Genomic DNA, 13682 nt, shown 5'->3' with positions numbered 1-13682 from the left:
TAAAATTAACGGGCATTAATGGAAGAAATAGATTGTAAGGAGGATCAAGCCTGGTATGATTGCCTAGCTTTTAATTGATTGTATTTGTAGTAATGGAAACTGGTGAAATTCTCGTAATTGATTTGTTCGCTGGCCCAGGTGGGCTGGGTGAAGGCGTATCTTCTTGTGTGCATGAAAATGGCAACAAGCCTTTTCAAATTGGCATGTCTGTAGAAAAAGAACCTTCAGCTCATAGAACGCTTACGACACGAGCTTTTTATCGAAAAATCTGTGAACGAGAAAATGGCTCAGATAGTTATAATGCATATTTAAACGGGCAAATCACACGAAACGAATTGTTTGAACGTTTCCCTAGTGAGGCGCAGGAAGCACAGCAAGAAGCCTTGTTTACACCTCATGCATTAGGTGAGCATAACACTGTTATTCACGAACGTATTCGTGAACTTGTGGCAGCTCATGGTAACCGCCCTAAAGTTGTTATTGGTGGCCCTCCTTGCCAAGCATACTCATTGGCTGGACGTTCTCGTAATGCTGGTATTTTGGATTACAAAGCTGAAAAAGATCATCGACACTTTCTGTATAAAGAATATTTAAAGGTGATTTCTATCGCTCAGCCAGACGTTTTCGTAATGGAAAATGTGCGTGGTATTTTATCTGCTAAAGTCGATGGCGAGATCATGTTCCCTAGAATTTTAAAAGATCTAAGAGCTCCTGGTCGAGTGACAAAAATTGCTAGTCCTAGATACAAAGTGTTTTCATTGGTAGCCGAAGCTGAATACCCAAATAACCCTTCATATGATGACCCATGTGACTATCTAATTAGGTCAGAAAACTACGGAGTTCCTCAAGCTCGTCACCGCGTTATTCTACTCGGTGTTCGTGAAGATATTTCAAGAGTGCCAAGAACGTTAATGCCACGAGAACAGCAAGTCATAGTAGAGCAAGTGATTGCTGATTTACCTGTATTAAGAAGTGGCTTTTCTAAGCGTAAAGACGATGTAAAAGAGTGGGAGAAACAAGTTTCAAAAAATGCTACGCGAGTGAAAAGGTTACTCAAAAGGCAATTTTCCGAGGCGGGTAATTTAGATTTAAAACCACTAAAGAACCTACCGAGAAGTGCTTCTCTTCCTGTTAATCATCCAGTAGCGATGCCCGAGTATTTGGTTGAATGGTATAGAAATAACCAACCGACTTGCGTGTTAAACCATGAAACTCGAGGGCATATGGAAAGTGATCTACTTCGTTATGCATATAGTGCGGCATATACTAGACTCAGTAAAGGTATCTCTCCAAAATCGAGAGATTACCCTCCTGAGTTAGCGCCAGCTCATGAGAACTGGAATACAGGAGCGCATGCGGACCGTTTTAGAACTCAAGCAGCAAGCAAACCATCGACCACAGTAACAAGCCATATCTCGAAAGATGGACATTATTTTATTCATTATGACCCTCAGCAATGTCGTAGCCTAACAGTACGTGAAGCTGCTCGATTACAAACATTTCCAGATAACTACTTGTTCGAAGGTACGAGAACTCAGCAGTATGTTCAGGTCGGAAATGCCGTGCCACCTTATTTAGCACAGCAGATAGGAAAAGTCGTTATGAGGTTACTTGAAAGTTAACTCTCTTCTAGAGTAGACTGGCGCCAATACAAATAAACTAGCTACAGGATTAGCATGGCAGATACTCTCATTCTTAAATTTGACCCAAATACTATTGAGCATTTGGGTGTTTCACTTTATTCAAAGCTCCCTAGTGTTTTATCAGAATTACTCAGTAACTCTTGGGATGCCGATGCAGACACCGTAACTATCGACTTTGTAGAAAGTGATGAAAGTAAAGAAATCATCTATGTAGATGATGGAGAGGGAATGACCTTTGATGAATTAAACAATAAATATCTCGTTATCGGTAGAAATCGACGTCGTGAAACTCTACAGCAGACTAGCTCTAAAGGTAGACCTGTTATTGGTAAGAAGGGATTAGGAAAGCTTTCTGTATTTGGTATTTGTGATGAAATAGAAGTCGTTTCGATAAAAAATGGTTTAAAAAATCATTTCATTATGAATCTTCAAGAAATAAAAGATAGCCGAGGTAATGAGTATTCTCCTGAACTTATCGCATTCAACGAGCCAACAGCAATTCCACCTGGAACAATAATCAAGTTGAAACAAATTCGAAGGAAAAGCAGTTTCAATCTTGATGACATTGCTCTTAGTTTATCTAAGAAGTTTATTATCTTTAGCGAAATGGATACACGAATTACAAAAAATGGTGATCCAGAAACTGAGGTCCACATCACAAATGACTTAAAGTTTCAAACTCTTAACACTGAGTTTGAGTGGACTTTTCCTGATAGTAAGTATGATGAAAACTATACTCATTGGCAGAAAATGAAAGGCTCTGTGATCACCCTCAAAACACCGGTAAAAGATACTGAAATGAGGGGCATTTATCTCACATCGAGAGGGAAAATTGTTAATGTAGCAAGCTTTTATGGTGCTCGAGATAATGATCTTTTTCACAGTTATGTCACAGGGTACCTAGAAGTTGATTTTATCGATGACTTTGATGATGACGTGATATCAACAGATAGACATTCGTTAAATTGGGAGCATGAAGAAACAAGGGAACTGCAAACATATCTTCAAAAAATAATCAGGTTGGTAGGCAGGGAATGGCGTCCTAAAAAGGCAGCTGCAAAACTAGATGCTGTAGAAGCCAAACATCAAATTAACTTAAATAGCTGGAAAGATAAACTTCCAACATTCGAGAAAGAGCTTGGAGAAAAAATAATAAATCCGATCCTTGAAAACACTAATATCGATGTTACTGAATCTGCGGAACTCATCAGTTCTGTAATGGGGAAGTTTGACAATAAAGCTTATAAAGAATACGCCTCTAAAATAGCCGATATTTCTGAAACTGGTGATGATATACCTATGTTATTGCGTTTGATGGATGATTGGAAGACTATAGAGGCAAAGCAATACCGTGATTTGGCAATAGCTCGAGTTGAAGTGATTAACCAATTTGAGCGATACTTGACGACAAATACTAGGGAAGTGCCTACTCTACATGATTTTTTCAAAAAGTTCTCATGGTTGTTGGACCCTCGTATATTGGAGTTTAAGGATGAGGTTACATACTCTTCATTATTGAAAGAATCTTTCCCTGAAGATGAGTTGGATGAAAGTAATAAGCGAATAGATTTTTTATGTAGCAATGCTCTTGGCGAGATACTTTACGTAATCGAAATAAAGAGAAGCACCTATAAAGTAGACTTAAAAGCGTTGGAACAAGCATATCAATATGGGGCATTTTTGAAACACAAATATGCTTCAGCAACAGGGTTTTCAAAGGTAGTTTGTTTTGTTGTCGGAGGGGAGAAAAACTCTGACGATTATATGTTCCAAGAAAAAGAAGCTACTTATTTTCAGCAAGGTTCAGTATTTGTAAAAACTTATCGTGAACTACTGGAGCAGTCTAAAGAGTACCATAAGGAGTTCATGGGTGCTTATAAAGAGTTTAATAGCTAGAAGTGCTAAATCAATTTAGATCAAATAAACTTCTGTAATCTCAGGCCTAAAGTGCCCCATCTCTTGCGAAACGGTCTCTAAGGCCGTTTCATATTTATACCCCAAGATTTTTAACTCAACCATTCGTTCTTGAGCATAACTATGTCTAAGACCATGTGCGCCAGTCGAAAATAACAGTGCGCGGTTAGAGGCTTTAGAGAAAGAATCAGACCACTTTTTACCGCCAGCGATATCGTAACGCTGAAAGTAGTTAATTTGTCTGTCTACAACGGTTATCGGTTGCACTAAACGTTGTAGTTCTAGCCTATGGGCGAGTGTAGTTGGAATAAGCACATGGCGAATTAAGCCGCCTTTACCTTTCACGGTATATAGCTCGCCGCTTCGACCATGCCATTTTGAAGCTAGGGCAGGGCGTCTGTCTGGACATCGCTCACTAGCTTTGGCAAGTGTTAGTAACTCATGGGCGCGCAGTCCTGCTGCATAGGCGATTTGTGTAGCGAGTTGATGCTTTGCTGTTTGCCGATGTGAAATAGCCTCAGCTTGGTTTGAGGTATAAACGCGGGAGCGCTTAATTTCATCTAGTGATGACTTTACACGATAAAGGGGTTGTTTAGGCGCTAACTTACCATTTAATTGCATCATGGTCTGTATAGCTTGGCGTTCCATATCTAAGGCTTTTTGGCCAACGATTTCAGCGCGGTAATCAAGATACGTTCGAGCTTGCTCAGTCGTCATAGATTGAATGCCGTTTATACCAATATCCTTTGACCAGCTAGCAACTGTTTTTAGCGCCTGTTCGTAGTTTCTAGCTGTGCCTAAAGAGCGTATATGTTTTGCTTTGGTCAGCCCTTTGATAACGTTTTTGGCTTGTGCGCTGGCTTTAGCAAATTTAGGCATTTTTATCGAGCCACCGCTTAACAGTCGTCCATTGTACAACGATACCTTTCATGGCTAGCCAGCGTTGTAACTCAGCTTTAGTTGCACCCTCGTCATATAGTTTGCAAAGGTGAGTGCGATACTTGTCGAGCTTGGATGATTTATGACGTTTACGGGCACGTAGTTTTGTTTGCGCTTTTAATAAAGCGACTTCAGTATTTGGGTTAAAAGTCATGCTTGTTCCTTGGTTGTAAGATTAACTGGCAACAAAGTTGCTCAGCGGCATTAAAGCCTATTCGCCCCAGTTAAGCGCAACAGCGCAAGGCTCGGACTGATCTCGCCTAAAATAAAAACTTCAGATACGTGGAAGCGGCAGCAACGAAGCGCCGAATTTGAAAAGCGCCATAAATGTGGCGCGGCATGACATAAATATTAAAGCAGTGAGGGTCCTCACTACGTGTTGTCGGCAGCTGAGCAGCGCCGTTTTTCTTCAATGCCCAAAGGGCTAAATCAAGTTTAGGTTAGCGTTAAATAAGGCCGCTTTCAATCTGCAAATAAAAATCTGCGCATAAGCTCAACAAAACCAAGCCCCCCGCTATGACGCGAGCGATTTATCGCTTCGACATAGCGGGGGGCGTAGCCCCTTTTAAAAGAGGAGGAAATTGCTCATGATGCCTCGGTTAAAAAGGGCTTGGTTTTTAGCAAATTTGCAGGCGTACAAAAACTCAATCAAACTTAAAGCTGTGATTTTTTTGGAGCTAGAAAAATGGGACCGGTGATCGTCAGTAACTTACTTTTTTGGGGTTGGTTGTATTTTTTACGGTTTGGTTTCGTCGCGTGAATAGGAAAACGTAAACTCACGACAAAAGCAAATCGTGTTTGTCTTTACTTTTCCTTCATGGTTGGAACACCATATTTCAACAGAATTGTAATAGCTTCGTGAGCTGTAAAACTCCCAGTTGGACTTGCTAATTTACCGTTGGCTTTGCCCGCTTTAAACACACCTTTATATCTGACCAATTTACCTTCATATGCTTGAGTAAAACCGGCTATCACTTCATCTGTATTTTTTTCAGATTGATAGTCGGGATAAAAGTTATGATCAATTGAATTTTCAATAACATAATACTCATAGCTATCTCGGTCGGTAAATAGCTTCCAACTTTCAAAATCGACCTTTATGACACCAACTGTTTCGATGCATTTCCCGTCAAATAACTTGGGGTTTGCTATCAAACGATATATCGATATGTTCTCACATGCGAATGAGTTAATAGAAAACACGGATAATATTGTTAAAGCAAGTTTTTTCATCAGATGGCAGCATCAATTTTAGTAGGCTATAAATTATCACGGTACTGGGTTATTTGTATCGCAAGTTCATCCTCTTCACAAAACAAAAAGGCAGTTGGTACGTCTAAAACTTTAGCGAGTGCTTTGACTGTTTTAAAATCAGGCGAATGAACACCTTTTTCATACTGGTTCATTCTTGCAGACGCTGAGAACTCGTCCATTCCTGCAAAAATACCTAACTGTTTTTGAGATAAACCTTTCCTCTTTCGTGCTTCTTTTAAGCGCTTTGGAAAGGGCGACTCGTCATTTGTTTTCATCGGAAATTAATTAATGCTTGAAAACTAAGAGTCTCTTAGCTTTAATGGTATTCTGATACTCAGGAATCCTTAGTTTTAATGTGAGAGGTTAAACTATGTTTTTAAAAGTATTGAAAGCAACCGCGTTAATAGCGCTTGAAGTCATGATCGATGACGATAAAAAATCAGACCAAGACAAGTTTATTGATGAGCACAGTGATGGAATGGGTAACGTAAACTTTTGTGGTGACGAATATACTGAGCAAGAAGCCCGGGAGGCTGACGATAGAGGAGAGTTTTATTATTAAAAGTTATATCTTCTTTAAGTTGTAAAGAGGGCTGAAATATGGATTGGTTTAGCCCTTTAGCCTCTTTAAGCTAGACAAAAGATGCTACTCCTTTGCAAGTTCATCGTTTTCAGCCTGTGTTTTATTTGGTTTTCTCTCTTTAGACCAGGATAAGACAAGATCTTTGGCAACTATGTGTTCTAGCTCTCCAATTTTTATGAAGTAGTTTTCACCTAGGCTAGATAAGATAATAACGTCTTTATAGATGCAGAAATCGATTGATTTGCTAAAAGCGTGCAGGTTTTGGGCTTTTAAATAGTTACATGCTTCTTTTTTCAATGTTAGGGTTTTGACTTCAAAGTTACCAAATCCATAGAGCTTTATTACTTCTTTGGGGATTGTGGTGATTGCATTGAAACTGAATAAGACAATTAATAGGGTACATGATGAAATAATTCCATAGAATATAAATGCAGAAATCCTATTCGGTCTCATCGCGACTATCGTATTTATACCTAATATTGTAACAATTGCGATAATGGTCATTTCATTTAATTGTAAATCAACAGCCCCCTCTGATAATGAAGTAAGTAACAGCAGGGGATATAATGACGCTACAATGCTTATAAATGATGTCCAGCAGTATTCTATCGTCTCAACCAACTTATTTTGACCTTTTTTAGGAACTTCAAAAAGAGAAGCGATTTTTGTAGAAATGTAAGTCATTATGGCCAATAACATAATGCCTATTTCAAAAAGGCTTTCCCAATGTGGTTCCTTAACGAGAAACAAAGCTGTGAACATAGTCGCTTGTGGGAATAGGAACAAACTTGCGCAAAAGGCTTTTTTGTAATTTTCACTTTTGTTTTTATAGTGTGTACTTTCCTGAACCCTTTTCCCGAAGACTCGATACCAATATTCACCAGGTAAGATAAAAACCACTATGATTATTAAAAACAACAAAAAAGCTGTAACTGCACTTGCTCCGAAGAGCATCGTCGAAGATTGAAAATCAAAACTTGGCATGTAGCGGATATGGGCATAGTAGATGGTAAAAATCGACCCACCAAGTAGTAATATTGATGACCAAAATATGGTGCCCAAGTTGTTATAAAAGTATTCCTTTAACTTATTAATATCCATTACTTTTTCCACGTTAAGTATCGTTGCTTATTGTGGGCTAACCCAGTTCATTAAGTCTGCTGGTAGTCCAAAAGGTTGAAATAGTTTTTGGCCGAGAGGAAGCCCCGAGTATATTTCACCAATACTCTTGGGAAAGTGACTGTAGCCAGATCGTTCTAATAACTCTCTTTCTAGGTATAGATTCGCAATATAAAGCCCCGCGAGAGACTCTAATACGTTACCGAGGTTTGCTTTGGGGAAGTGTTCTCTGCGTTCATGCTTTACGCTGTTATAGTTCGACCACCAAGCAGGGGATTTACCCTCTTCAAATGTTTTCCATGGGATGTATTGCAATTCGAACTCAAAGGACTGCACTTCCTCCGCTATCAGCCCTCGTTGATTTTCTACTATCCAATGACGATAAATATTGATATTTGCATTTCTCCCCTTTTTGGCGGGGCATATATCACATATCTCTTTGAGTACCACCTCAACTTCAGCACAAATTGCAAGATAGAGTTTGGCCAGCTCTATGGAGTATGTTTTGAAATTGTCAGGGGCAAAGTGTATGTAGCGCGACAAAGCGTATACATCTGATTCTAGCGAGAGATAATAGCGCCAATGTAGATTTTGTTTCATGGTTTCCTTACGTAGCGCACACTTAGGGCTGAATATCTTTAAAGTGCACTGCCTGCTTATATTTATTTTTATCCAATTATTTACCCGGTTATCTTAAATTAGAAGACCAGTAAATTACTAGCGAAAAAGTTACTCTCAACCTCTTGATACCTCACACTCAATCATTTATATTCACAAATGCGCACATTTGCTGCGTTCCTGCGAAGGGAGTCACTTTGGTGACTGAAAACAGGCGCCTTTATGGCTGCCTTCAATACGTAAAGAGGAAGTGGATGTTGCTTATGCAATGTTCAGGTAATGAAGCAATTAAAGAATAATGCCCTTCGCTCCTTTAAACGTATTGGAGGGCTGTCATGTCATCATATCAAACCATTTCAGTTAAAGACTTAGCTGAGCTATTACAATTATCACCTCGTACAATCCACAACCGAATTAGCGCTCAATCAAAAGCGATCAAAGCTGGTGAAAACCCAGAAAGCTACCAGGTACAGCGTTTAGCACCACCTTCAATAAAGTTGGGCAAATCACGTTTGTTCATACGGGAAACCGTTGAGCAATGGCTTGCTCGTTTTGAAGGGGTGAAGATGTAAAGAAGGCGAAAGGGGTTGCTTGACCGGCGATACCCCAACCGCACTTTGCATCTTCAAATTATATGCTTGCCTTACAAGAAAGGCCACCTTTGTTGTGGCCAGAGTACGCTATTGCCTCACCAAAAGACTTTCACGAGTTAATAGATTTTCATTCACCTAAATATGTGAGGGCACTTTTTAGTCATAACCACGAATCAGGTAAAAAGATCTTTTTATTGGGAAACCGAAAGTCCGGTAAGGTCACAGATTTAAAAGCTTTTAAAAGAAAAACAACTAGGTATGTTCAAGGTGTATTGAACAGCAAAAGCGAGGCGGTTAATAACTACTATAGTCCAAACGAGTTTTATAGTTGGCCACGAGCGATAAATTTGGCTATTTTCAGGGCTAATTGGATTGATATTGATATTACTGAAAAAGTTGACGCAAGCAAGGTGCGAGAGCTTGAACATGACTTAATTGAAAAAGTTATTCAAATTTTACAAAAGAATAAGATACCACCATTTACTGGTTATGTTTGCTCGGGTTCTGGCGGGATTCACTTATACTGGATTTACGCTCCTGTTGACGCTTCTCAAATTAATAAAAAACTGTGGAAAGCGATAGCAGATATATTAATTGAAAGTTTACAAAGCATACGCGCATTATGTTACATCGACACAACCGCATCAAGAAGGGCTTATGGAAATCTGCGTATACCAGGCTCTGTTCATGGGCGAACGGGTTTACAAGCAAGGTTTTTTGGCGGTGGCCCTAAGTACCAATTTGAAGAGCTACTGAACTATCTCAATTTGGAGTCATTAAGAGATAGTTTGAGACTAGAAAAAGAATTGAGAGTTGTTAGGTTGCCAAATGAACCTAAAAGCAATAAGCCCAAACAACAAACTCAAAGGCGTTACGGTCACAACATTAAGGATTGGTGGCTCAAATGTATAAACACCCTTCAAATTCATTTTCGTAAGCAAGGCAAGGTTCCTAAAGGCAAACGTGATAAAACAGCATTCATTCTATTTGTTGCCTTGCAACATTTAAATAAAGACACTGCTTTTGAAAAGCTGGTAAAAATAAATGATGAGCTGATAGGTTTTTCATTCGAAGAGTTAGACGGACTGACAAAAACGGCAAAAAGCACTTTCTACAAATACAAAAAAGAAACACTAGCTGAATACCTAGAAGACTTACTTGACTACCGTCCTGAATACTTGTGTACGAAGCCCAAAGTTAAGCTATCAAGTGACGAAATAAAGCAAAGGCAGAAAAAAGCGGCCAAAAATACGGCTACTAAGAAGAGGCAGAGCACCCAAGAGCTTGTTGAGAGTGTATATAAAGAGCTGCTTAATGACACTGGTAAAAAGCCAACTCAAAGGCAAGTTGCGGAAAATGCAAGGCTAGGATTACGAACGGTGAAGAGGTACTGGCTTTGCCAAAGGGAAATACCGGAATTTTCAAACCAACGAAAGGTGTAATTTATTTAAGTAAGTCTTAACTTGGTCTGCCAGAAGAGATTAATAGTATTTAATCAAACCTGAAAATCGCAAAAGCTCCATGAGCGGACCTTGAAGCGAACTCGTTTATGCCCCAAAATGTGCTTAGGCGAATGCTTCAAAAGAGCGAGCTTTGGACATTAGAATACTACTTTTCAGTGATGATTTTATGTCCAGTTTTAATGAGTTGCTCCTATAGTCAGGAAAACGACCCAATCGCTCGTCTTTATCCTGAGGTAAAAGCGATAGCTACTAAATTTTAATAACACTGGCAATTAGTTAACAAGTTTGTTAAAAGTAATCTAATAAGTAAAACGAGCTACGTTGTGGTTGAAAAACGCGTAATTAGCTCGCTATAAACATGTTAACTTTCTAATTATGACCAATCATTTCCCAAAAAATAGATTTAAGCCCGCAGCATTGCTTGATGCACTTGGAACGAAAAATGTCGAATGCTTAAGTGATGACTATTTCATTGCTTTCGAGTGTATTGAGCATGAATTCGAAATTTATTTTCCCGAAATAAAAGGCAATATTCCTGAAAATTACTTTAACTTAGCTAAAAAAGTAATAGAAAACATCAACCTTCTAGATAACCTAGTTCAAGAGTCGTGTGAAAAAGAAGCATCTAAATCAAAATTTGGTGTTGAGAATTTTATGCTTGAATTGGCATTCATAAAACTAAAAGAATCTGAAGTTTGTTTTAGGTATTGGGGGCAGATTGTAAATACTGAGTGGGATGCCGTGTTTAGAATGAATGAAGGTGGGAATTGGGAAAAGGTAAATTTTTAATGATTTTAGCTGTAGATGTTGATTATGGTGAGCAAGGCGCATTAGTTGCCGGAGTGCTTTTTAAAGAGTGGTTCGAAGAGAAGGCTGAAAAAATCTTATACACTGAAATCAATAAGGTAAGTGAGTATAAATCTGGAGAGTTCTATCGACGAGAACTACCGTGTATATTATCACTTATAGAAGAACACAAGCTAAAACCAAGTGTTATTGTGATTGACGGCTATGTTAGCTTAGGAGAAAAAAGTTGTCCTGGATTAGGTAAATATTTATATGATGCTTTAAACGGAGAAACTAAAATCATCGGAGTAGCAAAAAAGCCATATAAAGATACCCCATACAATACAAATCTATTGCGTGGGAAAAGCTCAAAGCCACTATATGTAACTACCGTCGGCGTAGAGCTTGATGTTGCTAAGGGGTATATAAAATCAATGCATGGTAAAAATCGAATTCCTAGTTTATTAAAGCTAGCGGATACAGCGTGTAGAAGAAAGTTAACAAATTGATTAATCGGACAAATTTTACTGTATCGCTTTATGCATTTGCGCTCTGCGCGCATAAATCAACCCAGTAAAATTTGCCAGTTATCAAGGCGTTACAGAATAAGTACTCTAACACGTTTCTGTCCAAAAACGCGCTAGAGTGGCTGTCTGCTCCTAGCTCGAATGTACCTGTTAGGCAAAATACTAATCTAATTGCTAAAAGCATAAGGTCATATATGATCTGCCATGATTCATTGCCCGTCTATTATAACTTATTTATCTGAAAAGCTTTTATAAAATTCTATCATGAGGAAGGTAACAAAGGTGCCATTAGCTGTCTTCCTATATATCCCCCCCAATCAACCCCTAATCTAACTCAAAAAATAGAAATTAAGTTAAGATAAATATGCGATATAAAGTTAACTATAGAAGAAACCGAGTGCGAAAAATAAGACGAGAAAATGATATAACTTATTGAGTAGGGTAAAGAAAAGCTGGTCGGTATGGCAGGATTTGAACCTGCGACCCCTGACACCCCATGACAGTGCGCTACCAAGCTGCGCCACATACCGACTTGCGTTTAACTATACTTATAAAAATTTAAAAGGCAATAAGTAACTGGTTTGTTTGAACATTAATTGAGCGCAAAAGAAGTAATTGCCCACTAAGCAGGCAATTATTCATCAGTTTTACTTTTTCCAAATACCTTGAGGTAGGGTTTTCTTCATTTCTGGATGGTTGTCAGGATTAAAAACAGGGATCACGCCAGCTTTTAATTGGCTGCAATAGTCTTTATATAACCAAATCACAAATCCAGAGAGCATAAATAATGCTGCAACGTTTACTATAGCCATCATACCCATCGATATGTCTGCCATTGTCCAAATTAAACCAAGCTCACCTATTGCACCAAACATTACCATACCTAATACACAGGCTCTGAAAATCAACATACTATGTTTATACTTGGTGTTTAAAAACATGAGGTTGGTTTCAGCATAAGAATAGTTGGCGACAATTGAGGTAAATGCAAAGAACAAAATCGCAATAGCGATAAAAATCGCACCCCATTCACCCACGTGTTGCACCAAGGCTGCTTGAGTTAATGCAATGCCTGTAACGCCTGACTCTGGTACTAACTGGTTTGACAGTAAAATAAGAGCAGCCGTTGCTGAGCAGATAATAATAGTATCAACAAACACACCAAGCATTTGTACATACCCTTGAGAGGCTGGGTGGTTTGGGTTTGGTGAGGCGGTTGCTGCTGCATTGGCGGCACTCCCCATACCAGCTTCATTTGAGAAGAGTCCACGTTTGATCCCTTGGATCATCGCCTGCATCACGGCATAACCAATAGCACCGGCACCAGCTTGCTCAAACCCGAGTGCACTGTAGATGATCTGCTTGAATACTGCAGGTAATAAATCATAGTTAATAAAGCAAACATACAGTGCAACAAGCAAGTAAGCTAACGCCATCAGTGGCACAACAAGTTCGGCGAAACGCGAGATAGTTTTTAAGCCACCGAAAATGATAAAAGCAGAGCCAATAACTAACAGTACACCAACTATATGCTTAGGTATGTCAAATGCGACTTCGAATGCTGCGGCAATTGAATTTGCTTGTACTGCATTAAAGACTAAACCAAAAGCTAAGATTAAACACAAAGAGAAAAGAATGCCCATCCATCGTTTGCCTAAACCATATTCCATATAATAAGCAGGGCCACCTCGAAAGTTACCATCGCTGTCTTTTGTTTTATATAGTTGTGCGAGTGTGCTTTCTGCAAAACTGGTGGCCATACCTATTAATGCTATTAGCCACATCCAGAAAATGGCACCCGCGCCACCTAGATAGAGCGCTACAGCGACACCCGCCATATTACCGGTACCAACGCGAGCGGCTAATGAGGTACAAAACGCCTGAAAAGAGGAAATTCCTTCACCAGCTCCCGTACGGCTATTTGCCATGACTTTAACCATATAAGGAAATTGACGAAACTGGATAAAACCCAAACGAAAGGTAAAGAAAAAACCTGCTGCTATTAATAGGTATATAAGTACATGACTCCAAAGCAACCCACTAACAAAGTTTAATACATCAGCCATAAAACAAAGCCTACTTCTATATGAACGAATAAATCAGGGGGCGTAATCTAGCACATTCTTTAATTAAAGTCGTATCATGCGAGGTCAAATCTAAAGTTATGCACAGCTTTTTGTGGGTAACTTGTGCGCTTGTGGTGCGTATGCCTGTATGTTTCTAAATTTGAAAAATAATGAATG

General features: G+C 39.1%; 14 protein-coding genes and 1 tRNA gene. 7 read left to right on the top strand and 8 right to left on the bottom strand.

Translation table 11 applies throughout. The annotated features are described in order from the left end of the window. The first annotated feature begins 92 nt into the window (after positions 1-92). Together J8L97_RS13410 and J8L97_RS13405 are read left to right on the top strand one after the other, a co-directional pair. The gene (locus tag J8L97_RS13410; RefSeq protein ID WP_211050374.1) at positions 93-1622 is read left to right on the top strand and encodes a DNA cytosine methyltransferase; all 1530 of its coding nucleotides are present in this window, start codon (positions 93-95) and stop codon (positions 1620-1622) included. Between the two features lie 54 nt (positions 1623-1676). After that, a complete protein-coding gene (locus J8L97_RS13405) occupies positions 1677-3539 on the top strand; it encodes an ATP-binding protein (protein ID WP_211050372.1) in 1863 nt (620 codons plus the stop codon). A 15-nt stretch (positions 3540-3554) separates the two neighbouring features. Here the strand turns inward: J8L97_RS13405 and J8L97_RS13400 are convergent, their stop codons facing one another. From J8L97_RS13400 to J8L97_RS13385, 4 genes are all read right to left on the bottom strand, one after another. Further along, positions 3555-4436 (bottom strand): site-specific integrase, encoded by an 882-nt coding sequence (locus tag J8L97_RS13400; RefSeq protein WP_211050370.1) that lies wholly within the window; start codon positions 4434-4436, stop codon positions 3555-3557. Continuing rightward, positions 4429-4650, bottom strand: coding sequence for a hypothetical protein (locus tag J8L97_RS13395; protein WP_211050367.1), 222 nt, complete (start codon positions 4648-4650; stop codon positions 4429-4431). The genes J8L97_RS13400 and J8L97_RS13395 overlap by 8 nt, the downstream gene beginning before the upstream one ends. Positions 4651-5300: 650 nt before the next feature. Next, the gene (locus J8L97_RS13390; protein WP_211050365.1) at positions 5301-5729 is read right to left on the bottom strand and encodes a hypothetical protein; all 429 of its coding nucleotides are present in this window, start codon (positions 5727-5729) and stop codon (positions 5301-5303) included. A 26-nt stretch (positions 5730-5755) separates the two neighbouring features. After that, positions 5756-6025 (bottom strand): helix-turn-helix domain-containing protein, encoded by a 270-nt coding sequence (locus tag J8L97_RS13385; RefSeq protein WP_211050363.1) that lies wholly within the window; start codon positions 6023-6025, stop codon positions 5756-5758. Between the two features lie 95 nt (positions 6026-6120). On the opposite strand from J8L97_RS13385, the gene J8L97_RS13380 reads away from it, so the two are divergent. After that, positions 6121-6312 carry a hypothetical protein gene (locus J8L97_RS13380; RefSeq protein ID WP_211050361.1) on the top strand — a complete coding sequence of 64 codons (192 nt, stop codon included), beginning with the start codon at positions 6121-6123 and terminating at the stop codon, positions 6310-6312. 84 nt (positions 6313-6396) lie between these two features. On the opposite strand, the gene J8L97_RS13375 is transcribed toward J8L97_RS13380, so the two are convergent. Continuing rightward, positions 6397-7434 (bottom strand): hypothetical protein, encoded by a 1038-nt coding sequence (locus J8L97_RS13375; RefSeq protein WP_211050359.1) that lies wholly within the window; start codon positions 7432-7434, stop codon positions 6397-6399. A 27-nt stretch (positions 7435-7461) separates the two neighbouring features. Beyond that, positions 7462-8052 (bottom strand): hypothetical protein, encoded by a 591-nt coding sequence (locus J8L97_RS13370; RefSeq protein WP_211050357.1) that lies wholly within the window; start codon positions 8050-8052, stop codon positions 7462-7464. A gap of 353 nt (positions 8053-8405) precedes the next feature. On the opposite strand from J8L97_RS13370, the gene J8L97_RS13365 reads away from it, so the two are divergent. The 4 genes from J8L97_RS13365 (at position 8406) to J8L97_RS13350 (ending at position 11421) form a co-directional block, all read left to right on the top strand. Further along, positions 8406-8642 carry a helix-turn-helix domain-containing protein gene (locus J8L97_RS13365; protein ID WP_138597627.1) on the top strand — a complete coding sequence of 79 codons (237 nt, stop codon included), beginning with the start codon at positions 8406-8408 and terminating at the stop codon, positions 8640-8642. Between the two features lie 164 nt (positions 8643-8806). Then, positions 8807-10105 (top strand): hypothetical protein, encoded by a 1299-nt coding sequence (locus J8L97_RS13360; RefSeq protein ID WP_211050355.1) that lies wholly within the window; start codon positions 8807-8809, stop codon positions 10103-10105. A 396-nt stretch (positions 10106-10501) separates the two neighbouring features. Further along, positions 10502-10915: a hypothetical protein gene (locus tag J8L97_RS13355; protein WP_211050352.1), complete on the top strand. Its 414-nt coding sequence runs from the start codon at positions 10502-10504 to the stop codon at positions 10913-10915. Then, positions 10894-11421 (top strand): endonuclease V, encoded by a 528-nt coding sequence (locus tag J8L97_RS13350; protein WP_211050349.1) that lies wholly within the window; start codon positions 10894-10896, stop codon positions 11419-11421. The genes J8L97_RS13355 and J8L97_RS13350 overlap by 22 nt, the downstream gene beginning before the upstream one ends. Positions 11422-11892: 471 nt before the next feature. Here J8L97_RS13350 and J8L97_RS13345 read toward each other — a convergent pair. After that, positions 11893-11969: transfer RNA gene (locus J8L97_RS13345), tRNA-Pro, on the bottom strand. Positions 11970-12086: 117 nt separating this feature from the next. After that, on the bottom strand, positions 12087-13505 hold the full coding sequence (locus tag J8L97_RS13340; protein ID WP_211050347.1) for a sodium:alanine symporter family protein: 1419 nt from the start codon (positions 13503-13505) through the stop codon (positions 12087-12089). Positions 13506-13682: the final 177 nt, after the last annotated feature.

It is taken from the genome of Pseudoalteromonas sp. MMG012, assembly GCF_018100875.1.
Taxonomy (GTDB): domain Bacteria; phylum Pseudomonadota; class Gammaproteobacteria; order Enterobacterales; family Alteromonadaceae; genus Pseudoalteromonas; species Pseudoalteromonas aurantia.
This window is presented reverse-complemented; position numbering and strand designations above follow the sequence as displayed.